Raw genomic sequence first — 19296 nt, forward strand, 5'->3', positions numbered from 1 at the left:
CGGCCACCCCCGCCGGGCCGCCCGTCCCGGCCACTCCCGCCGCGCCGCTGGCCCCGGCCACTCCCGGCGCGACGGCGACCCCGGTCGCACCCGAGACGGTCCCGGGGGCGACCCCGGTCGCGGAGCCGGTCCCGGCCCCGTCCGAGACGGTTCCGTCCACGCAGAAGCCGTCGCGTGCCTCGACAGCGTCTCCTCAAGTCCCTGCTGCGCGGAAGACCCGCGCGCCCCGGCCCGCGGCCGGTGCGCCCGGCGAACCGGCGGCGAAGAAGCCCGCTCCCGTCCGGAATGGAGACACCGCATGACCCGCGTCCTGATCGTCGAGGACGAGCCCGACCTCGCCGACCCGCTCGCCTACCTCCTTCGTCGCGAGGGCTACGACGTCGAGATCGCGGAGGACGGTCCGACCGCCCTCACCGCGTTCCGCGAGCGCGGAGCCGACATCGTCCTCCTCGACCTCATGCTCCCGGGGATGCCGGGAACAGAGGTGTGCCGGCAGATCCGTGCGACCTCCGCGGTCCCGATCATCATGCTGACGGCGAAGGACTCCGAGGTCGACATCGTCGTGGGGCTGGAGCTCGGAGCCGACGACTACGTCACCAAGCCTTACTCCGCCCGCGAGCTGCTGGCCCGGATGCGGGCGGTGCTGCGCCGGTTCTCGCAGATCGACGCCGACCTGGAGGACCGGGTTCTCGAGGGCGGCCGCGTCGTGCTCGACATCGACCGGCACACGGTGGCCGTCGAGGGCGGCGAGATCAACATGCCGCTCAAGGAATTCGAGCTGCTCGAGGTGCTGATGCGCAACGCCGGTCGCGTGCTGACCCGCGGGCAGCTCATCGACCGCGTGTGGGGGAGCGACTACTTCGGCGACACGAAGACGCTCGACGTGCACATCAAGCGCATCCGCTCGCGCATCGAGAAGAACCCCGGATCTCCCGAGATGCTCGTCACCGTGCGCGGCCTGGGGTACCGGTTCGAGGGCTGACCGCCGGTCCGACCGCCGCAGACACGGAAGAGGGCGCCCCGCGGGGCGCCCTCTTCCGTGGTCGTGCGGGCGGGCTCAGGGAGCGAGCGGCGCCAGGTAGTCGAGCGTGCCGTCGAGGACCGGGATGTACGCCAGCTCCCCCTGGGAGTCGCCGGACTGGAAGAAGGTCTCGATGTCGGTGCCGGGCAGCGCGTCGAGATCCTCGACGAGGATCGGCTCATCCTCGTCCGAACCGGGGCTCACGGTCGTGCGGGCGGGAACCCGCACCTCCAGCGTCGGGCCGCCCTCGCCGAACTCGATGTTCAGGGTGTGCGAGTCGTCGGTGTCGTTGATCAGCGCCGCGACGAAGTTGCCCTCCGAGCCGTCCTCGTTGGCGACGATCTGCGCGTTGCGCACCTGGATCGGACCGGACTCGTAGACGTTGGCGCCCTCGGCGGCCGAGTATTCGATGGTCGTGGCCTGCGGGGAGATCATGCTGCAGCCCGTCGCGGTGAGCGCGAGGGCTCCGCCCAGGGCCAGCGATGCGAACAGCCGACGGCTCTTGGGAGCGCCTGCCGCCGCGGAACGTCCGTGCGAGGAATCGCTGCGGCGGTGTATCGAGATCACGGATCCTCCCAAAACGGATGACGGTTCTCCAGCATTCTAGGGGCTCGTCCTGGGGCCCGCGGAGCAGGGCGATCGGCGATGTCCCGCGCGCGATGCAAGGGCGGCGGGTCGGAGGGCGGAGAACCTTAGCGTATTTCTCCTGTGGTATCCTGTAGGTTGCCGAAAGGACATAACTCCATGCTTTTTGAGGTTGGCGAGACGGTCGTCTACCCCCACCACGGGGCGGCAACGATCATCGAGGTCAAAGACCGGATCATCAAGGGCGAGACGAAGAAGTACCTGAAGCTCAACGTCACGCAGGGTGATCTCATCATCGAAGTCCCCGCAGAGAACGTCGACCTGGTCGGCGTACGCGATGTCATCGGCAAGGAGGGCCTCGACAAGGTGTTCGAGGTGCTGCGTGCTCCCTTCACCGAGGAGCCGACCAACTGGTCGCGTCGCTACAAGGCGAACCTCGAGAAGCTCGCCTCCGGTGATGTCATCAAGGTCAGCGAGGTCGTGCGCGACCTGTGGCGTCGCGATCAGGACCGCGGCCTCTCGGCCGGAGAGAAGCGGATGCTCGCGAAGGCGAAGCAGATCCTGATCTCCGAGCTCGCCCTCGCCGAGAAGACCGACGAAGAGAAGGCGAGCGTCCTCCTCGACGAGGTCCTCGCGAGCTGAGACTCTCAGAACGGCGCCCCTCGGGGCGCCGTTCTGCTGTGCGCCCGAGGGCATGCGCGCCGGGATGCGGCGCCGGTCGCGATAGCGTGATGCGGTGAGCATCACTCCCGTGCCCCGTGTCGGCATCGTCGTCGTGGCGGCCGGTTCCGGCACCCGCCTGGGCGCCGGAGGCCCCAAGGCCTTCGTCGGCATCGACGGGCACAGCATCCTGCGCCACGCGCTGGAAGGCGTCTTCGCGGCGCCCGTCGCGCAGGTCGTCATCGTCGCCCCGTCGGGTCGCGAAGGCGACGCGCTGAGCGAGGCGCTCGCGACGGCGGGGGATCGCCGCGATCTCGTGTCGGTCGTCGTCGGCGGTGACACGCGGCAGGACTCGGTGTCCGCCGGCCTGGATGCCCTCTGGGCCGACGTCGAGGTCGTGCTGGTCCACGACGCCGCGCGCGCCCTCACCCCGCCCGACGTGTTCGAGCGCGTGATCGGCGCCATCGACGGCGGCGCGGCGGGTGCCGTTCCGGTGCTGCCGGTCGTCGACACGATCAAGCGCGTGGCGGGGACCGAGATCCTCGCCGCCGTGGACCGGTCGGAGCTGGCGGCGGCGCAGACGCCGCAGGGGTTCCGGCGAGACGTGCTCGACGAGGCATATGCCGCGGCGCTCGACGACTTCACCGACGACGCCGCCCTCGTCGCCGAGGCCGGACATGCGGTGGCCGCGGTGGCGGGGCATCCGCTCGCGTTCAAGATCACGACCGCAGCCGATCTCGAGCGCGCCCGCCATCTGGTCGCCGCGCCCGCCGCGCACACGCCGGTGCACCTCGAGCACGTGCCCACGATCCCGCGGGTCGGGCTCGGCACGGACGTCCACGCGTTCGGCGGCGAGGGAACGCTCTGGCTTGCCGGACTCGAATGGCCGGGTGAGACGCCGCTGTCGGGGCACTCCGACGGCGACGCCGTCGCGCACGCCATCGTCGACGCGCTGCTGGCGGCGGCCGGACTCGGCGACATCGGCACGCATTTCGGCACGGACCACCCCGAGTACGCGGGCGCGCACGCCGACGCCTTCCTCACGCGCACCCTCGCCCTGCTCGGCGAAGCCGGCTGGCGCGTCGGCAACGTGTCGGTGCAGGTGCAGGCGAACCGTCCGCGGTTCGCGGCGCGCCGCCTCGAGGCGGAACGCGCGCTGTCGGCGGCGCTCGGCGGTGCCGCGGTCTCGGTGTCGGCGACCACGACCGACGGCCTGGGCTTCACCGGACACGGCGAGGGCGTCGCGGCGTTCGCAGTCGCGGTGGTCGTCCCCGCGTGACCGTCGTGTCGTCCCCGCGGAGAGCCGCCGCGGCGACCGGGGTCAGATCGAGCGCGTCATGAAGACCGAGACCGGGTCGAGCACGTAGTCCTCGAACGGCCCGCAGAGCGCGAAGCCCTCGCTCTCGTAGAGCCGCTGCGCCGGGGCGAAGTCCGCGGTGGTGCCCGTCTCGAGCCAGAGGCTCGACATGCCGCGCCGCCGCGCGTCGTCGACGATGTGGCGCAGCAGGGCGCGACCCACGCCGGTGCCCCGGAACCGGTCGTCCACGCGCATCGACTTGATCTCGCCCCGATCCGCGTCGAGCGCCTTCAGCGCGCCGACACCCGCCAGCTCGCCGTCGACCCACGCCGACCACACCGACAGCGACGGATGTCTCAGCGCCTCGAGATCCAGCGCGTGCACGCTCTCCGGGGGAGAGGTGTCGTGCATCCCGGACAGGTGGAAGGCGATGAGGGTGCGAGTGGCCTCGCCGCTCAGGTCGTCGGTGCGGATCTCGATGGTGCGCTGCATGTCGCCGCCCAGTGTGCCACGCGCGGATTGCGGCCGTGTTTCGCCGTTCACGCCTCGACGGCGAACGGTGCCGGATCCCGCGGAGCGCGTGAGCCCCACGCGAGCAGAGCAAGACCCGCCGCGAGCACGGCCAGCCCGACGATCGCCAGCGCGGACAGCCGCTCGCCGAGGACGACGATGCCGAGCACGCTCGCGGTGAGCGGCTCGCCGAGCGTGAGCGTCGCCGCGGTGGCGGCGGTGAGCCCGCTGAGACCCCACGTGAAGAGGACGTACGCGATCGAGATCGTCGCCAGCCCGAGCCACAGCGCCATGACGAGCCCGGGCGTGGTGCCCAGCCACGAGAGATCGACGAACGGCAGCGCGAGGGCGCAGATCAGCGCCGAGCTCGCACCCATGGCCCCGACGACGGTGAAAGGATCCCAGCCGTCGTCGAGCAGCCGACGCTGCGCGTTGGCGATCACGGCGAACGAGGCGCCCGCGCCGACCGAGCCCAGCAGGCCCAGCGGATCGGTTCCCCCGTCCGCGCCCGCCTCGCCGCCGAAGCCGAGCAGCACCACGCCGATCGTCGCGAGCGCCGTCGCGGCCATCCACGTGGGGCTCGGCATCCGTCGCGTCAGCGCCCATTCCAGGAGGCCGGCCAGGATCGGCGCGGAGCCGAGCGCGACGACCGTCCCGACCGCGACGCCGTTGCGGCCCGTGCCGAGGAAGAAGAGCGGCTGGTACACCGAGATGCACACGCCCGTCAGCACCATCAGTGCGAGGGGACGGATGCCGCTCCGCGACCGGGTGACCGATCGCAGGGTCGGCGCATCGACTCGCGGATGCCTGCGGGCGTGACGGGCGGCCAGAGCGAACGCGATGACCGCCAGACCGGTGCCGCCGAGGACCATGCGCATGACGCCGATCGAGAGGGGCGTCGTGCCGTCGGGGCCGAGCGCCTGCGAGGTGCCGGTGGTGCCGAAGAGCACGGCGGCGGCGAGGACGGCGAGCACGTGCACCATCCGTTTATACCGAAGTCGGACCGTTCATCCCGAAGTCGGGGCCGCGGCGGCGCGGCAACCGCCGTCGTTCCCGCGGTCGCGACGAGACCCGCCGGTAGGCTGGTGCGGTGACGGTTCAGCTGTACGACACCAAGGCCCAGGCGCTGCGCGACTTCGCGCCCCTCGACCCCGGTCACGTCACGATCTACGTCTGCGGTCCGACGGTGCAGTCGGGACCTCACATCGGCCACCTGCGCGGCGCACTGACGTTCGACATCCTGCGGCGCTGGCTGGCCCACCGGTACGGGCGCGTCACCTTCGTGCGCAACGTCACCGACATCGACGACAAGGTGCTCGCCAACGCCACCGACGGCGAGCCCTGGTGGGCGCTCGCGTATCGCATGGAGCTCGAGTTCACGCGCGCCTACACGGCGATCGGCATCCTCCCGCCGACCTACGAGCCGCGCGCCACGGCGTCGATCCCGCAGATGCAGGAGATCATCCGGCGCCTGATCGAGGCCGGGCACGCGTACGCGGCTGCGGAGGGGACGGATGCCGCGGGCGACGTCTACTTCGACGTCCGGTCGTGGGCCGACTACGGTTCGCTGACGCGCCAGAGCATCGACGCGATGGAGCCGGCCGCCGACGCCGACCCGCGCGGCAAACGCGACCCCCGCGACTTCGCACTCTGGAAGGGCGCGAAGGCCGACGAGCCGAGCTCTGCGACCTGGGACTCGCCGTGGGGGCCCGGCCGACCCGGCTGGCACATCGAGTGCTCCGCCATGGCGCGCCGCTACCTCGGCAGCGAGTTCGACATCCACGGGGGCGGGCTCGACCTGCGCTTCCCGCACCACGAGAACGAGCTCGCGCAGTCCACCGCCGCCGGTGACGGATTCGCCCGCTACTGGGTGCACAACGGGCTCGTGACGGTCGGCGCCCAGAAGATGTCGAAGTCGCTGTTCAACTTCATCCTCGCCGAGGACGTGCTGCGCGAACGCGATCCGCTCGTGGTGCGCTACGCGCTCGCCGCCGCACACTACCGGTCGAGCCTCGACATCACGACGTCGACCTTCGACGAGGCCGAGGCGGCGCTCGATCGCATCCGCACGTTCCTCGAACGCGCGCTGCGCACGCTGCGCGCCGACGAGGACGTGCGTGTGGCGGCCGCGGTGCCGGCCGCGTTCGCCGCGGCGCTGGACGACGACCTCGGAGTGCCGCAGGCCCTTGCCGTGCTGCACGAGACGGTGCGCCAGGGCAACAGCGCACTGGACGCGGGGGACGGCGACGCCGCGCTCCGCGCGTTCGCCGACGTCGCCGTCATGACCGGCGTGCTCGGCATCGACCCCCTCGACCCGCAGTGGCGGTCGACGGATGCCTCGGGCGAGGCATCCGCTCTCGACGCCCTCGTGCAGACGATGATCACGCAGCGCGCGGACGCGCGCGCCGCCAAGGACTGGGCGGCCGCCGACCGCATCCGCGACGCGATCGCGGCGGCGGGCATCGCCCTCGAAGACACCGCAGACGGAACACACTGGAGCTTGATCGATGGCTAAGCCGACGCGCCCGGGAGCGGGCAACAGCAAGAAGAAGGGCGCCACCAAGGGGACGGGCGGCAAGAACAAGCGCTCCCTCGAGGGGCGCGGGCCCACCCCCAAGGCGGAGGACCGCGCGTGGCACCCCGCGGGCAAGCGCAAGGCTGCGGCCGAGCGCTACGCCGCCGCGGGCGGCAAGGGCGCGCCCGGGCAGCGGGCGCCGCAGGGCCCGAACCCCAACCGCGGCAAGTCCAAGGCGGGCGACGACACAGAGACGGTCACGGGACGCAACTCCGTGCTCGAGGCGCTGCGGGCGAAGATCCCCGCGACGGCGCTCTACATCGCGCAGCGCGTCGAGATGGACGATCGCGTCAAGGAGATGCTGTCGATCGCCACCCACCGCGAGATCCCGGTGCTCGAGGTCATGCGCCCCGAGCTCGACCGCATGGCCGGGTTCGACGGCGTGCACCAGGGCGTCGCCCTCAAGGTGCCGCCGTACGAGTACGCGCACCCGCAGGACCTGCTCGAGCAGATCATCGACCGTGACGAGCTGCCCCTGCTGGTGGCGCTCGACGGCGTCACGGACCCCCGCAACCTGGGCGCCATCATCCGCTCGACGGCAGCCTTCGGCGGACAGGGGGTCATCGTGCCGCAGCGCCGCTCGGCGGGGGTGAACTCGGCGGCATGGAAGACCAGCGCCGGCGCCGCCGCGCGGATCCCGGTCGCGGTGGCGGCGAACCTCACGACGATGCTCAAGGAGTTCAAGAAGCAGGGCGTGTTCGTGCTGGGACTCGACGGCGGGGGAGACGTGTCGCTGCCGGCCCTGCAGCTCGCCGACCGGCCCGTCGTGATCGTCGTGGGTTCGGAGGGCAAGGGCCTCTCGCGCCTGGTGACCGAGACGTGCGACCAGATCGTCTCCATCCCGATCTCGACCGCGGCGGAGTCGCTGAACGCCGGGATCGCGGCATCCGTCGCCCTCTACCAGGTCTCCACTCTGCGGGCGTCCCCCGCGGAGTGAGTCGCCGCATGACGCATTCAGGGGAATGAACCCGGGCGCCGCGCGTTCACCCTCGGAGAGCCGGCGCAGCCGGTCACCAGCACAGCAGCAGCACTACGTCGAAAGGCAGAACATGGCACGCATCGCCGTCATCGGAGGCTCGGGGTACGCCGGCCGTCACATCGTCGCCGAGGCGGTGAGCCGCGGCCACTCGGTCCTGTCGATCGCACGGCGGATCCCTGCGGAGCGGCACGAGGGCGCCCTCTACGTCGAGGGGTCGCTCACCGACGTGCCCGACCTTCTCGCGCAGCTCCAGGGCGTCGACGTCGTGGTCTCGGCGGTGGCTCCGCGCGGCGACATGGAGGGACTCGTGCGCCCGAACCTGGCGGCGCTCGCGTCGCTGCTGCCGGAGGGCGTCCGTCTGGGCGTCATCGGCGGTGCGGGCGGCAGCCTCGTGACCGAGGGCGGCGAGCGGGTCGTCGACCTGCCGTCGTTCGCCGAGGACTACAAGGCCGAGGCCCTCGAGGCGGTCGGCGTGCTGGAGGACCTGCAGAACGGCCCGGAGTCGCTGGACTGGTTCTACGTCCACCCGGCCGGCGGCTTCGGCGCATTCGCGCCGGGCGAGCGCACCGGCGAGTACCGCACGGGCGGCGATGTCATCGTGACCGACGCCGAGGGCGAGTCGTACATCTCGGGCGAGGATCTCGCCGTGGCGATCGTCGACGAGATCGAGAGCCCGCAGCACCCGCGCAAGCGGTTCACCGTCGGCTACTGACCCCCCACTCTTCTGCGCAATCGCGAAAGGGCATGTCTCCGCCGGCGGAGACATGCCCTTTCGCGATTCCCGAGGGTGGTTCAGACCAGGTCGCGCCAGTCGATCTCGTCCTCGTCGTCGTCCACGACGGGGTTCGGCGACGTGATGACCGACAGCGACACCGTCTCGGTCGGCGGGCCCATCAGCGTCGCCTCGTCGCGGCGGTGGCGCAGCACGTTGTCGATGTAGCTGGTGAGCGCCTCGGCGAGCGGCACGGACTTGCCCTTCGCCTGCGACAGGTACCAGCGGTGCTCGAGCAGCTGGTGGAACACCTCGGCGGGCTCCAGCTTCGAGCGGAGGTCCCACGGGACCGCTTTGACGACCGGCTCGAACACGCGCGTCAGCCACTCGTGCGCGACCATCTCCTCGTCGTCGCCGAGGCGCGAGATGCGCGCGCGGAACTCGTCGAGGTCGTTGAGCAGGCGGCGGGCCTGGTTCTCCTCGACATCGAGACCGGTCAGACGCAGCAGGCGCCGCTGGTGGTGACCGGAGTCGACGACCTTCGGCTGGATCGACACCTTGGCGCCGTCGGACGTCGCCTGGATCGACATCTCGCCGATGTCGAAGCCCAGGTCGTTGAGCCGCTGCACGCGCTCGGTGATGCGCCACGCCTCGTCGGCGCGGAACGTCTCCTCGTCGGTGAGCGCCGCCCACAGTGAGTGGTACGACGAGACGATGCCGTCCGCGATCGCGATCGCGTCGACGCCGCCCTCCAGGCGGCCGCCGGCCTCGAGGTCCATGATCTCGCCGGCGATGTTGGTGCGGGCGACGTCGAGGTCGTGCGCGCGCTGGCCGGGCGTCAGGCCGGTCTCGTGCAGCTCGCCGGTCTCGGCGTCGACGAGATAGGCGGCGAACGCGCCCGCGTCGCGGCGGAACAGCGTGTTCGACAGCGACACGTCGCCCCAGAAGAAGCCGACGTTGTGCAGGCGCACCAGCAGCAGCGCGAGGGCGTCCACGAGACGCGTCGCGGTGTCGGGCCGGAGCACCTGCGTGAACAGGGCGCGGTAGGGGAGCGAGAACTTCAGGTGCGCGGTCACCAGCGCGGCGGGAAGCGGCTCGCCCGCGGCATCCGTCCTCCCCGCGATCACGGCCACGCGCTCGACGCACGGGACGTCCAGCCGGGCGAGATTGCCCAGCATGTCGTACTCCCGCTGGGCCATCACCTGGGTGGTCTCCTTGATGGCGACGACGCGGCCCGAGAGGTTCGCGAAGCGCACCAGGTGGCGCGAGATGCCCTTGGGGAGGAAGACGATGTGGCTCGACGGCCACTCGCCGAGCGGTGTCGACCAGGGGAGCGTCAGCAGTCCCGGGTCGACGCTCGAGGCGGTGATGCTCAGGGCGTCAGGCACGTCCCCTCCAGAAAAGCGAGCGACGGCGCGGGGGGAATGTCTCCCACCCGCGCCGTCGCGAATTCGATCAGCGTTACGCCGCGGCGATGGCCTTGTCGGTCAGGCGCTCGCCCGACTCGATGTCGAACACGTGGACGTGTCCGGGCACCGGCGCCAGGATGACCTTGTCGCCCGCGATCGGGTGACGGCGGCCGTCGACGCGCGCGACGATGTCGGTGCGCTTGCCGGCGACGTCGGCGTGACCGTAGAGGTAGCCGTCCGCGCCGAGCTCCTCGACGAGGTCTACGACGACCGAGAGGCCCTTGCCGTCGGCGGGCGCGACCTGGATGTCCTCCGGACGGACGCCGATGGTGACCTCCGAGCCGTGCGCCTTGCCGAGCGTGTCGGCCTCGACGCCCACGACGGTGTCGCCGAACTGCACGCCGCCCTCGGCGATGTGCGCCGGGAACAGGTTCATGGCCGGCGAGCCGATGAAGCCGGCGACGAACACGTTGTTCGGCTTCTCGTAGAGGTCGCGCGGGGTGCCGACCTGCTGCAGGAGGCCGTCCTTGAGGACCGCGATGCGGTCACCCATGGTGAGGGCCTCGGTCTGGTCGTGGGTCACGTAGACCGTGGTGACGCCGAGGCGGCGCTGCAGCGACGCGATCTGCGTACGGGTCTGGACGCGGAGCTTGGCGTCGAGGTTCGACAGCGGCTCGTCCATGAGGAACACCTGCGGCTGGCGGACGATCGCGCGGCCCATGGCGACACGCTGACGCTGACCACCCGAGAGGGCCTTCGGCTTGCGGGTGAGGTACTCCTCGAGGTCGAGGAGCTTCGCGGCCTCGAGCACGCGAGCGGCGCGCTCCTCCTTGCCGACGCCGGCGATCTTGAGCGCGAAGCCCATGTTCTCGGCGACCGTCATGTGCGGGTACAGCGCGTAGTTCTGGAAGACCATCGCGATGTCGCGGTCCTTCGGCGGGACGTCGGTGACGTCGCGGTCGCCGATCAGGATGCGGCCGGAGTTGACCTCTTCGAGGCCGGCCAGCATGCGCAGCGACGTGGACTTGCCACAGCCCGACGGGCCGACGAGGACCAGGAACTCGCCATCGGCGACCTCGAGGTTGAGCTTGTCCACAGCGGGGCGAGTGCCCCCGGGGTACAGACGGGTTGCGTTGTCAAACGTGACGGACGCCATGTTCTCTTCTCCTTCACCGGCAGGTACGTGCCGGACGATCCGTAGTGATGGAATGAGCGGGGGCTTACCCGCACGCCCGCCATCGGGCGCACGAACAGTATGACACGGCTCGCGCGGAGGTTGCGTCTGGGCATTTCCCAGGGTGGCTGACTAGCATCGTGGACGGCCGCTTTCCCCGCCTGGCCCCGCCGGAACACCGGCCATCTTCACGCCCCGAGAGGTTCCATGTCGAGCGACGAGTCACCGAACGCCGCGTCCAGCGAGCGCCGCGACGCGGTGCGCGAGAAGGCGCAGCAGGTGAAGGCGCGCCAGTCGCGCGCCCGCCTGATCCGCCGGACGTCGCTGGCCGCGGTCGCGGTCGCGTTCGTGGCGGTCATCGCCGTCGTGGTGACGTGGACGGTCTCGTCGAGCGCATCGAAGCCCACGATGAGCCCCGCCAAGGGCGTGAACGGCGGCTTCGTCGTCACCGACGTCACCGGCAGCGGCATGGTGCCCGAAGTCGTCGACCCCAACGGCGCCCCGCAGGGTGAGCCCACCCCCGCGCCGGAAGAGTCGGAGCCCATCCCCACCCCGACGCCGACCGAGGCCCCCGCCGTCGACATCCGCGTGTACGTCGACTACCTCTCCACCGGCTCGCGCGACTTCCAGCTCGCGAACATGCAGCAGCTGTCGGAGTGGATCGAGAACGGCGCCGCCACGCTCACGTACTACCCGGTCGCGATGCTGACGGCGAAGTCGAACGGCACCAAGTACTCGCTGCGCGCCGCCGGCGCGGCCGCGTGCGTGGCCCAGAACTCGCCGGAGTACTTCTTCGCCTTCAACGACGCACTGCTGCGCCAGCAGCCCGACGTCGACTCGGACGGCCTCAGCGACGACGAGCTCGCGTCGCTCGCGCTCGCGACGGGTGTCGACGGGCCCAAGGTCGTGCGCGCCTGCATCGAGACGCAGTCCTACACGTCGTGGGCGAAGTCGGCGACCGAGCAGGCGCTCAAGGAGCTGCCCGACACCGACGGCGCATCGCTGACAGGAACGCCGATGGTGCTGGTCAACGGCACGCAGTACGTCGGCAAGCTCGACGACCCCAAGGAGTTCGCCCAGTTCGTGCTCACCGTGGCGAGCGACTCGTACTACAAGGCGACCCCCACCCCCACGCCGACCACCGCCCCCTGATCGGGCGCGCACGCGGGCGCCGCTAGACTTGGCGCTCTGCCGACTTGGCGCAATTGGTAGCGCACCTAACTTGTAATTAGGGGGTTACGGGTTCGAGTCCCGTAGTCGGCTCTGGTTTCGCCCCCTTCCGGCCGCCGCCGCACGGTGGCGTCGACGGGCACCGGCGCAGGGCAAGATGGATCGGTGACCGATCGCCGCCTGCCCGCCTGGATCGGGCTCGGCGGCGCGGCCCTCATCGGCGTCCTGACCGCCGTGCAGGCGCGCATCAACGGGCAGCTGGGCGTCCGCCTCGACGACGGATTCGCGGCCGCCGTGGTCTCATTCGGCTCGGGCCTGGTCGTGCTGATCGTGCTCTCGGTCGTGCTGCCGCAGGGCCGCCGCGGGTTCAGTGCCCTCCTGACGGGCCTCCGTGGCGGGAACATCCCGATCTGGATGCTGTGCGGCGGCGTCGCAGGCGCGCTCTCGGTCGCCACCCAGTCCCTGGCCGTCGGCATCATCGGCGTCGCGCTGTTCACCGTCGGGGTGGTGGCGGGTCAGACGGTGAGCGGGCTCCTGCTGGACCGCGCCGGCGTCGGGCCCGCGGGCGTCGTCGCCGTCACCCCGGCACGCCTCGTCGGCGGCGCGCTCGCGATGCTCGCCGCGGCGGTGTCGCTGGCCGGGGGCGTCGACGCGCCGCTCGTGCTGATCGTGCTGCCCTTCCTCGTCGGCGCCGGCATCGCGTGGCAGTCGGCCGTCAACGGCAGGCTCCGCCAGCGCGTGGGAACGCCGCTGACGGCGACCCTCGTGAACTTCATCGGCGGCACGGCCGTGCTCGGGATCGCCGAGCTGATCCACACCGCGGTCGCCGGAGCCCCGTCCGCGTACCCGTCCGAGCCCTGGCTGTACCTCGGCGGCGTCATCGGCGTCAGCTACATCTTCCTGGCGGCGGCGCTGGTGCCCTACACCGGCGTGCTGCTGCTCGGCCTCGGCACCGTCGTGGGGCAGGTGGTCACGTCCGTCGTCATCGACGCCATCTGGCCTACGAGCGCGGCCCCGGCGCTCGGCCCGTCGCTGCTGATGTCGGCGCTCGCGATCCTGTCGGTGGTCGTGGCGGCGGTACCGTGGCGACGGATGCCGCGACCCGGCCGCTGACACGGGCACCGCCCGCTCACCGTACGGCTGCCGGCGGTGGCAAGCTGAGATCGTGCCGAAGGCGCCGCTGCCCAGCCACGACCGTCCGTCGCACGCCGACGGGGGCGTGCGACCGGTGGACCGCGTGGGCGTGCGTGCGCTCGGCGCACCGGACCTCGACCATATCGACAGGCTGCTCGCCGCCACCGACCGGCTGTTCGCCGACGACTACCCGGGCGACGACGGCACGCGACAGCCCGTGCACACCGTCTACGTCGCGGGGGATCGCTACACCCCCGCGCTCCCGCGCGAGTGGGGCGATCAGGCGTTGGCCGCCGTCGCGGCGCAGGGCGGCATGGCGGCGGTGGTCCGCGACCTGGGGGTGACGGAGGACCACGCGGCGGAAGTCGCCGCCCTCGTCACCGCGAAACTCGCCACCGAGCCGATCGAGGATCTCCGCCTGGACTTCGAGGACGGCTACGGCGACCGCGGCGATGCCCGGGAGGATGCGGATGTCGTCCGCGCGGCGCAGCTGCTCGCCGATGCCCGCGACCACGGGCGCACCCCGCCGTTCTGTGGGATCCGCTTCAAGGGGCTCGAGGCGCGGACGCGGGGTCGCGGCATCCGTTCCCTCGATCTCTTCCTGACGACGCTGCACGAAGCCGGTGGGGTCCCCGAGGGGCTGCGGCTGACCCTCCCGAAGGTGACCACCGCCGCGCAGGTCGGCGCGATGGCGGCGCTGTGCGCGCGGCTCGAGGAGCGCCTCGGGCTGACTCCGGGGAGCCTCGGCTTCGAGGTGCAGGTCGAGACGCCGCAGATCATCCTGGGTGCTGACGGCACGTCGCCGCTCGCGGCCGCGATCCATTCGGGCGAGGGCCGGGTGAGCTCGCTCCACTACGGAACCTACGACTACAGCGCCGCGCTGGGCATCGCGCCCGCGTACCAGTCGCTCGATCATCCGGCCGCCGACCACGCCAAGAGCGTCATGCAGGTCGCCGCCGCCCAGACCGGCGTGCGGCTCTCGGACGGATCGACGAACATCCTGCCCGTCGGCGACCCCGAGGCGGTACGGGCGGCGTGGCGCCTGAGCGCACGGCTGACGCGCCGCTCGCTCGAGCGCGGGTTCTTCCAGGGCTGGGATCTGCATCCGGCGCAGCTCGTGCCGCGGTTCGTCGCCAACGTGCAGTTCTACCGGCAGGGGTTCGCGTCGGCGGCCGCACGCCTGCGTGCCTACGTGAGCCGCGCTGACAGCGGCGTGCTCGACGAACCCGCGACCGCACGTGCGCTCGCCGCCTTCCTCGCGCGCGGCATCGCCTGCGGAGCGGTCAGCGAACCCGAGGCGCAACGGGCGACCGGCATCGACCGCGCGGGCCTCGAAGCCCTCGCGCGCCCCGCCGCCACCGAGAGGACCCGATGAGCTACTACACGCCGCGCGGCGGCCTGCCGCCGCAGACCGACCTCCTGACCGATCGCGCCGTCGTGAAGCCGGCGTACACGTTCATCCCCCGCGGCGTGCTGCGCGACATCGTCACGAGCAGGCTGCCGGGATTCACCGGCGCGCGAGCCTGGATCCTCGCGCGGCCCATCGCCGGGTCGGCGACGACGTTCGCGCAGCTGATCGTCGAGATCGCACCCGGCGGAGGCGCCGAGTCCCCGGAGCCTGAGGCCGGCGTCGAGGGCGTGGTGTTCGTCACCGACGGCGCCCTCACGCTGACGCTCGCCGGTGAGCCGCACGTGCTCGAGGCCGGCGGCTACGCGTTCCTCGCGCCGGGCGCAGAGTGGTCTGTCGCGAACCGGGGCGACGGGCCCGTGAGCTTCCACTGGATCCGCAAGGCCTACGAGTCCGCAGAGGGTGTGCCGGCACCGACGTCTTTCGTGACCCGCGATCAGGATGTCGAGCCGCAGTCGATGCCGGATACCGCGGGCGCCTGGGCGACCACCCGGTTCGTCGATCCCGACGATCTTGCGCACGACATGCACGTCAACATCGTGACGTTCGCGCCCGGTGGGGTGATCCCGTTCGCCGAGACGCACGTGATGGAGCACGGACTCTTCGTCCTGCAGGGCAAGGCGGTCTATCGCCTCAACGACGACTGGGTCGAGTGCGAGGCCGGCGACTACATGCTGCTGCGGGCGTTCTGCCCGCAGGCCTGCTACGCCGGCGGACCCGAGCCCTTCCGCTATCTGCTCTACAAAGACGTCAACCGCCAGATCCGGCTGACCTGACGAGACGGGTCGCGGGCGGATGACGGACGAGCGGATGCCGCAGCACGACGTCGTCTTCCGCGCCCGGCGCGCGCTGCTGCCGGACGGTTTCCAGCCGTGCGAGATCGGCGTCGTCAACGGGACGATCGCCGCGATCGAGCCCCTCGGCAGCGGGCTGAGGGCAGCGGATGCGGTCGAGCTGCGCGACGACGAGACGCTCCTTCCGGGCCTCGTCGACACGCACGTGCACGTCAACGAGCCAGGGCGGACCGACTGGGAAGGGTTCGCCTCGGCGACCAGGGCCGCGGCGGCGGGCGGCGTCACGACGATCATCGACATGCCGCTGAACAGCATCCCGCCGACGATCTCGCTCGATGCGCTGGCGCGCAAGCGGCGCGCCGCTCGCGATCAGGCGTTCGTCGACGTCGGGTTCTGGGGCGGCGCCGTCCCCGCCAACCTCGGCACGCTCCGCGCGCTTCACGACGACGACGTGTTCGGCTTCAAGTGCTTCCTGCTGCCGTCGGGGGTCGACGAGTTTCCGCCGCTCGGGGCCGACGAGCTGGAGCGCGCCCTGAAAGAGCTCGCGGGGTTCGACGGCGTGCTCCTGGTGCACGCCGAGGACGCGGCGACGATCGCCGCCGCGCCTGCCGGCGGCGGCAGGGCGTACGGGGCGTTCCTCGCGTCGCGCCCGCGCCGGGCGGAGGACGTCGCCATCGCGCAGGTCATCGAGAGTGCGCGCCGCACCGGCGCCCGCGCCCACATCGTGCATCTGTCGTCCTCCGGCGCGCTTCCTGCGATCGCCGCGGCGAAGCGCTCGGGTGTGCGGCTGACGGTGGAGACGTGTCCGCACTACCTGACTCTGCGGGCGGAGGACATCGCCGACGGCGCCACCGCGTGCAAATGCTGCCCGCCTGTCCGCGAGGGCACGAACCGCGAGCTGTTGTGGCAGGGGCTGGTCGAAGGAACGATCGACGCGGTCGTCAGCGACCACTCGCCGTCCACCGCAGACCTCAAGGACCTGCGGAACGGCGACTTCGCGAGGGCGTGGGGTGGGATCGCGTCGCTGCAGCTGGGCCTGCCGCTGGTGTGGACGGAGGCGCGCGCCCGCGGCATCCCGCTCGAGAAGGTCGTCGAATGGATGTCGGCGCGACCGGCCGCGCTCGCCGGTCTCACCCGCAAGGGCACGATCGCGGTGGGGGCGGATGCCGACCTCTCGGTGTTCGCCCCCGACGAAGGCTTCGTGGTCGAGGCCGGGCGACTGCTCCACAAGAACCCCGTGTCGCCGTACGACGGCCGTGCGCTCACCGGCGTCGTGCGCGAGACATTCGTGCGCGGTGAGCGCGTCGACTTCGCAGAACCGCGAGGACGACTGCTGCGCCGCGCGCGCCCCTGAGGGTCGGAGGCGGTGTGCGCACCAGGCACGCGCCAGCACCTGGGAGCGCGTGACGGCGCGTCGGCGCACTCGACGACTTGCCGAGGCGCCGCCGGGAGCCCAAGATCGAGGGGCGGCGTCCGCGAGCCGGGTGGTCCCGGTCGCGGGCAGCGCCGCGACAGACGATGGAAAGGGACGCATCCATGGCCGACGACGACATCCGCCCGCAGGACCCCGCGCTCGGCAGCGGGGACGCGAACCCGGGCTTTGCCCTGCCGGACTCCACCGGCACCGTGGTGCGGCCGGAGGATTTCGCGGGCCGTCGTCTGGTCGTCTTCTTCTACCCGGCCGCCTTCACCCCGGGCTGCACCACCGAGGCCTGCGACTTCCGCGACAATCTCGCGTCGCTCCAGGCCGCCGGCGTCGCCGTGGTCGGCATCTCTCCCGACTCGGTCGGGCGGCTCGCGGAGTGGGCCGAGGCCGAGCAGCTGCAGTTCCCGCTCCTCTCGGACGAGGACCACGCCGTGGCTGAGGCCTGGGGCGCCTGGGGGACCAAGGTGATCGGCGGCGAGGAGCGCGTCGGACTGATCCGCTCGACCTTCGTGCTCGCGCCCGACGGCACGGTCGAGTCCGCCGAGTACCGGGTCGACCCCCGCGGCCACGTCGATCGGCTGCGGGCCCAGCTCGCCGCCTGAGCCCGCACCGGACCGCCGCAGCGATGAAGCTCGAGGCGTTCAACCGGCTCGATGCCGGCGCCGCGCGAGACGTCGTGCGCCCCTGCGTCGACATCGACCGCTGGGTCGAGGCGCTCGTCGCAGGGCGGCCGTACGCCGACCGCCGCGCGCTGCGGGAGACCGCCCGCACCGCCGCCGCGCCCTGGACCGCAGACGAGATCGACCGCGCGCTCGCCCGGCACCCCCGCCTGGGGGATCGGGTGCGAGGCACGAGCGCCGAAGCATCGTGGTCGCGCTCCGAGCAGGCCGGCCTCGGCACGACGCCGGGCGACACCGACACCGCCGCCGCGCTCGCAGCCGGCAACCGCGCGTACGAGGAGCGGTTCTCACGCGTGTTCCTCATCCGCGCCGCGGGTCGCAGCGCGCCGGAGATCCTCGCTGCGCTCGAGGCGCGGCTGGCGCACACTGAGGACGAGGAGATCGCGGTCGTGGCCGACGAGCTTCGTCAGATCGCCCTCCTCCGGCTGGAAGGGATCATCGAGCCATGAGTCAGGTCACCACGCACGTGCTGGACGCCGCGCTCGGCAGCCCCGCCCGCGGAGTGAGGGTGGTGCTCAGCCGCGGCGACGGCACACAGGTGGCGGCGGGCGTCACCGACGGCGCCGGACGCATCGGCGACCTCGGTCCCGACCGCCTCGATGCCGGGACGTACCGGCTGTCGTTCGACACCGGCGAGTACTTCGCGGGCACGGGACGCGCGACCTTCTATCCGGCTGTGTCGATCGACTTCACGGTCGCGGACGTCGGCCAGCACTATCACGTGCCGCTGCTCCTCAGCCCGTACTCCTACTCGACGTACCGGGGGAACTGACGGTGTCCGGGCCGGACGTCGTGCTCGGTGCGAACCAGTACGGCAAGGCCGAGGTGCGCCTCGTCCGGATCGACCGCCGCACTTCACGCCACCGGATCACCGACCTCAACGTCACGTCGCAGCTGCGCGGCGCCTTCGACGCCGCACACACCGTCGGTGACAACGCCGCGATCATCGCCACCGACACGCAGAAGAACATCGTGTACGCCTTCGCCCGCGAGGGCGTCGGCGCCCCGGAGGACTTCCTGCTGCGGCTGGGACGCCACTTCACCAGCGAGTTCGCCTGGGTGACCGGCGGGCGGTGGGAGGCCGAGCAGTACAGCTGGAGTCGCATCGCGGTCGCCGGCGACGCGCACGACCACGCCTTCGTGCGCGGCGGCACCGAGACCCGCACCGCAGCGGTGGTGTTCGCCGGCGGCGAGCCGACCGTCCTCGCGGGCCTGCGGGATCTGGCCGTGCTGAAGTCGACCGGCTCGGAGTTCCGCGGGTTCGTGCGCGACAGGTACACGACGCTCCCCGAGACCGACGATCGCATCCTCGCGACGTCGGTCACGGCGCGCTGGCGCTACAACCGCGACGACGTCGACTACGACGACGCCTTCGCCCAGGTGCGCCGCGCGATGCTGGAGTCGTTCGCGCAGACGCACTCGCTCGCGCTCCAGCAGACCCTCTACGAGATGGGCCGGCACGTGCTGGCGGAGCGTGCCGACGTGGACGAGATCAGGTTCTCGATGCCGAACCTCCACCACTTCGCGGTCGACCTGACGCCGTTCGGCCTCGACAACCCGGGGGAGGTGTTCTTCGCGGCGGACCGGCCGTACGGGCTGATCGAAGCGTCGGTGCTCCGCGAGGGCGCCGACGCGCGGCACCCCGTGTGGGAGAGCATCGGCGGGTTCTGCTGACCGCTCCGGTGCCCCGATGATTCTGACGGATGCTGCGGGTCGCGGCATCCGTCCCTCGCGAGGTCTGCCGGATCAGCGCATCGGCTCG

The 19296-nt window shown here is 71.7% G+C and carries 20 protein-coding genes and 1 tRNA gene; 16 read left to right on the forward strand and 5 right to left on the reverse strand.

Translation table 11 applies throughout. The features are described 5' to 3' along the window. Positions 1-298: 298 nt before the first annotated feature. Positions 299-982, forward strand: coding sequence for a response regulator (locus IM770_RS10430; RefSeq protein ID WP_203581089.1), 684 nt, complete (start codon positions 299-301; stop codon positions 980-982). A gap of 75 nt (positions 983-1057) precedes the next feature. On the opposite strand, the gene IM770_RS10435 is transcribed toward IM770_RS10430, so the two are convergent. Continuing rightward, on the reverse strand, positions 1058-1456 hold the full coding sequence (locus IM770_RS10435; protein WP_239066073.1) for a DNA modification methylase: 399 nt from the start codon (positions 1454-1456) through the stop codon (positions 1058-1060). A gap of 309 nt (positions 1457-1765) precedes the next feature. Between IM770_RS10435 and IM770_RS10440 the strand changes: the two genes are divergently transcribed. Continuing rightward, positions 1766-2248 (forward strand): CarD family transcriptional regulator, encoded by a 483-nt coding sequence (locus tag IM770_RS10440; RefSeq protein ID WP_045298114.1) that lies wholly within the window; start codon positions 1766-1768, stop codon positions 2246-2248. A 94-nt stretch (positions 2249-2342) separates the two neighbouring features. Further along, positions 2343-3545: a 2-C-methyl-D-erythritol 4-phosphate cytidylyltransferase gene (gene ispD, locus IM770_RS10445; protein WP_203581090.1), complete on the forward strand. Its 1203-nt coding sequence runs from the start codon at positions 2343-2345 to the stop codon at positions 3543-3545. 42 nt (positions 3546-3587) lie between these two features. Here ispD and IM770_RS10450 read toward each other — a convergent pair whose 3' ends face one another. Both IM770_RS10450 and IM770_RS10455 read right to left on the reverse strand, forming a co-directional pair. Beyond that, on the reverse strand, positions 3588-4055 hold the full coding sequence (locus tag IM770_RS10450; protein WP_203581091.1) for a GNAT family N-acetyltransferase: 468 nt from the start codon (positions 4053-4055) through the stop codon (positions 3588-3590). Between the two features lie 47 nt (positions 4056-4102). Then, entirely contained in the window at positions 4103-5056 is a 954-nt protein-coding gene (locus IM770_RS10455; RefSeq protein WP_203581092.1) for a DMT family transporter, read from the reverse strand. A 107-nt stretch (positions 5057-5163) separates the two neighbouring features. Between IM770_RS10455 and cysS the strand changes: the two genes are divergently transcribed. The 3 genes from cysS to IM770_RS10470 all read left to right on the forward strand — a co-directional run bounded on the left by cysS (position 5164) and on the right by IM770_RS10470 (position 8339). Next, positions 5164-6588, forward strand: coding sequence for a cysteine--tRNA ligase (gene cysS / locus IM770_RS10460; RefSeq protein WP_203581093.1), 1425 nt, complete (start codon positions 5164-5166; stop codon positions 6586-6588). Beyond that, positions 6581-7585, forward strand: a complete 1005-nt coding sequence (gene rlmB, locus IM770_RS10465; RefSeq protein ID WP_203581094.1) for a 23S rRNA (guanosine(2251)-2'-O)-methyltransferase RlmB — start codon at positions 6581-6583, stop codon at positions 7583-7585. Before cysS ends, rlmB begins: the two co-directional genes overlap by 8 nt. A gap of 112 nt (positions 7586-7697) precedes the next feature. Then, positions 7698-8339, forward strand: coding sequence for an NAD(P)-dependent oxidoreductase (locus IM770_RS10470; protein WP_203581095.1), 642 nt, complete (start codon positions 7698-7700; stop codon positions 8337-8339). A gap of 80 nt (positions 8340-8419) precedes the next feature. On the opposite strand, the gene IM770_RS10475 is transcribed toward IM770_RS10470, so the two are convergent. Further along, on the reverse strand, positions 8420-9727 hold the full coding sequence (locus tag IM770_RS10475; RefSeq protein ID WP_203581096.1) for a DUF4032 domain-containing protein: 1308 nt from the start codon (positions 9725-9727) through the stop codon (positions 8420-8422). Positions 9728-9800: 73 nt separating this feature from the next. Then, positions 9801-10904 (reverse strand): ABC transporter ATP-binding protein, encoded by a 1104-nt coding sequence (locus IM770_RS10480; RefSeq protein WP_203581097.1) that lies wholly within the window; start codon positions 10902-10904, stop codon positions 9801-9803. Between the two features lie 225 nt (positions 10905-11129). Between IM770_RS10480 and IM770_RS10485 the strand changes: the two genes are divergently transcribed. From IM770_RS10485 to pucL, 10 genes are all read left to right on the forward strand, one after another. After that, positions 11130-12074: a DsbA family protein gene (locus tag IM770_RS10485; RefSeq protein ID WP_203581098.1), complete on the forward strand. Its 945-nt coding sequence runs from the start codon at positions 11130-11132 to the stop codon at positions 12072-12074. Between the two features lie 38 nt (positions 12075-12112). Continuing rightward, positions 12113-12185 (forward strand) — tRNA-Thr (locus tag IM770_RS10490). A 72-nt stretch (positions 12186-12257) separates the two neighbouring features. Continuing rightward, complete coding sequence (locus IM770_RS10495; RefSeq protein ID WP_203581099.1) at positions 12258-13205, forward strand: DMT family transporter; 948 nt, start codon at positions 12258-12260, stop codon at positions 13203-13205. Between the two features lie 130 nt (positions 13206-13335). After that, entirely contained in the window at positions 13336-14601 is a 1266-nt protein-coding gene (locus IM770_RS10500; protein ID WP_203581371.1) for a DUF6986 family protein, read from the forward strand. Next, positions 14598-15410: a bifunctional allantoicase/(S)-ureidoglycine aminohydrolase gene (locus IM770_RS10505; protein WP_203581100.1), complete on the forward strand. Its 813-nt coding sequence runs from the start codon at positions 14598-14600 to the stop codon at positions 15408-15410. The genes IM770_RS10500 and IM770_RS10505 overlap by 4 nt, the downstream gene beginning before the upstream one ends. Before the next feature lie 19 nt (positions 15411-15429). Then, entirely contained in the window at positions 15430-16782 is a 1353-nt protein-coding gene (allB, locus tag IM770_RS10510) for an allantoinase AllB (protein WP_203581101.1), read from the forward strand. A gap of 182 nt (positions 16783-16964) precedes the next feature. After that, on the forward strand, positions 16965-17456 hold the full coding sequence (locus tag IM770_RS10515; RefSeq protein WP_203581102.1) for a peroxiredoxin: 492 nt from the start codon (positions 16965-16967) through the stop codon (positions 17454-17456). Between the two features lie 23 nt (positions 17457-17479). Next, on the forward strand, positions 17480-17983 hold the full coding sequence (gene uraD, locus IM770_RS10520; protein WP_203581103.1) for a 2-oxo-4-hydroxy-4-carboxy-5-ureidoimidazoline decarboxylase: 504 nt from the start codon (positions 17480-17482) through the stop codon (positions 17981-17983). Next, on the forward strand, positions 17980-18306 hold the full coding sequence (uraH, locus tag IM770_RS10525) for a hydroxyisourate hydrolase (protein WP_203581104.1): 327 nt from the start codon (positions 17980-17982) through the stop codon (positions 18304-18306). Before uraD ends, uraH begins: the two co-directional genes overlap by 4 nt. Then, positions 18303-19208, forward strand: a complete 906-nt coding sequence (pucL, locus tag IM770_RS10530; RefSeq protein WP_203581372.1) for a factor-independent urate hydroxylase — start codon at positions 18303-18305, stop codon at positions 19206-19208. Before uraH ends, pucL begins: the two co-directional genes overlap by 4 nt. Positions 19209-19296: the final 88 nt, after the last annotated feature.

This window comes from Microbacterium hibisci, assembly GCF_015278255.1.
GTDB classification, from domain to species: domain Bacteria; phylum Actinomycetota; class Actinomycetes; order Actinomycetales; family Microbacteriaceae; genus Microbacterium; species Microbacterium hibisci.

Coding starts and splice junctions, on each gene's coding strand:
- uraH (WP_203581104.1), top strand. CDS start 17,980: ATGAGTCAGGTCACCACGCACGTGCTGGACGCCGCGCTCGGCAGCCCC.
- IM770_RS10480 (WP_203581097.1), bottom strand. CDS start 10,904: ATGGCGTCCGTCACGTTTGACAACGCAACCCGTCTGTACCCCGGGGGC.
- uraD (WP_203581103.1), top strand. CDS start 17,480: ATGAAGCTCGAGGCGTTCAACCGGCTCGATGCCGGCGCCGCGCGAGAC.
- IM770_RS10515 (WP_203581102.1), top strand. CDS start 16,965: ATGGCCGACGACGACATCCGCCCGCAGGACCCCGCGCTCGGCAGCGGG.
- IM770_RS10485 (WP_203581098.1), top strand. CDS start 11,130: ATGTCGAGCGACGAGTCACCGAACGCCGCGTCCAGCGAGCGCCGCGAC.
- IM770_RS10505 (WP_203581100.1), top strand. CDS start 14,598: ATGAGCTACTACACGCCGCGCGGCGGCCTGCCGCCGCAGACCGACCTC.
- IM770_RS10435 (WP_239066073.1), bottom strand. CDS start 1,456: ATGATCTCCCCGCAGGCCACGACCATCGAATACTCGGCCGCCGAGGGC.
- IM770_RS10430 (WP_203581089.1), top strand. CDS start 299: ATGACCCGCGTCCTGATCGTCGAGGACGAGCCCGACCTCGCCGACCCG.
- IM770_RS10470 (WP_203581095.1), top strand. CDS start 7,698: ATGGCACGCATCGCCGTCATCGGAGGCTCGGGGTACGCCGGCCGTCAC.
- allB (WP_203581101.1), top strand. CDS start 15,430: ATGACGGACGAGCGGATGCCGCAGCACGACGTCGTCTTCCGCGCCCGG.
- IM770_RS10450 (WP_203581091.1), bottom strand. CDS start 4,055: ATGCAGCGCACCATCGAGATCCGCACCGACGACCTGAGCGGCGAGGCC.
- IM770_RS10440 (WP_045298114.1), top strand. CDS start 1,766: ATGCTTTTTGAGGTTGGCGAGACGGTCGTCTACCCCCACCACGGGGCG.
- IM770_RS10455 (WP_203581092.1), bottom strand. CDS start 5,056: ATGGTGCACGTGCTCGCCGTCCTCGCCGCCGCCGTGCTCTTCGGCACC.
- rlmB (WP_203581094.1), top strand. CDS start 6,581: ATGGCTAAGCCGACGCGCCCGGGAGCGGGCAACAGCAAGAAGAAGGGC.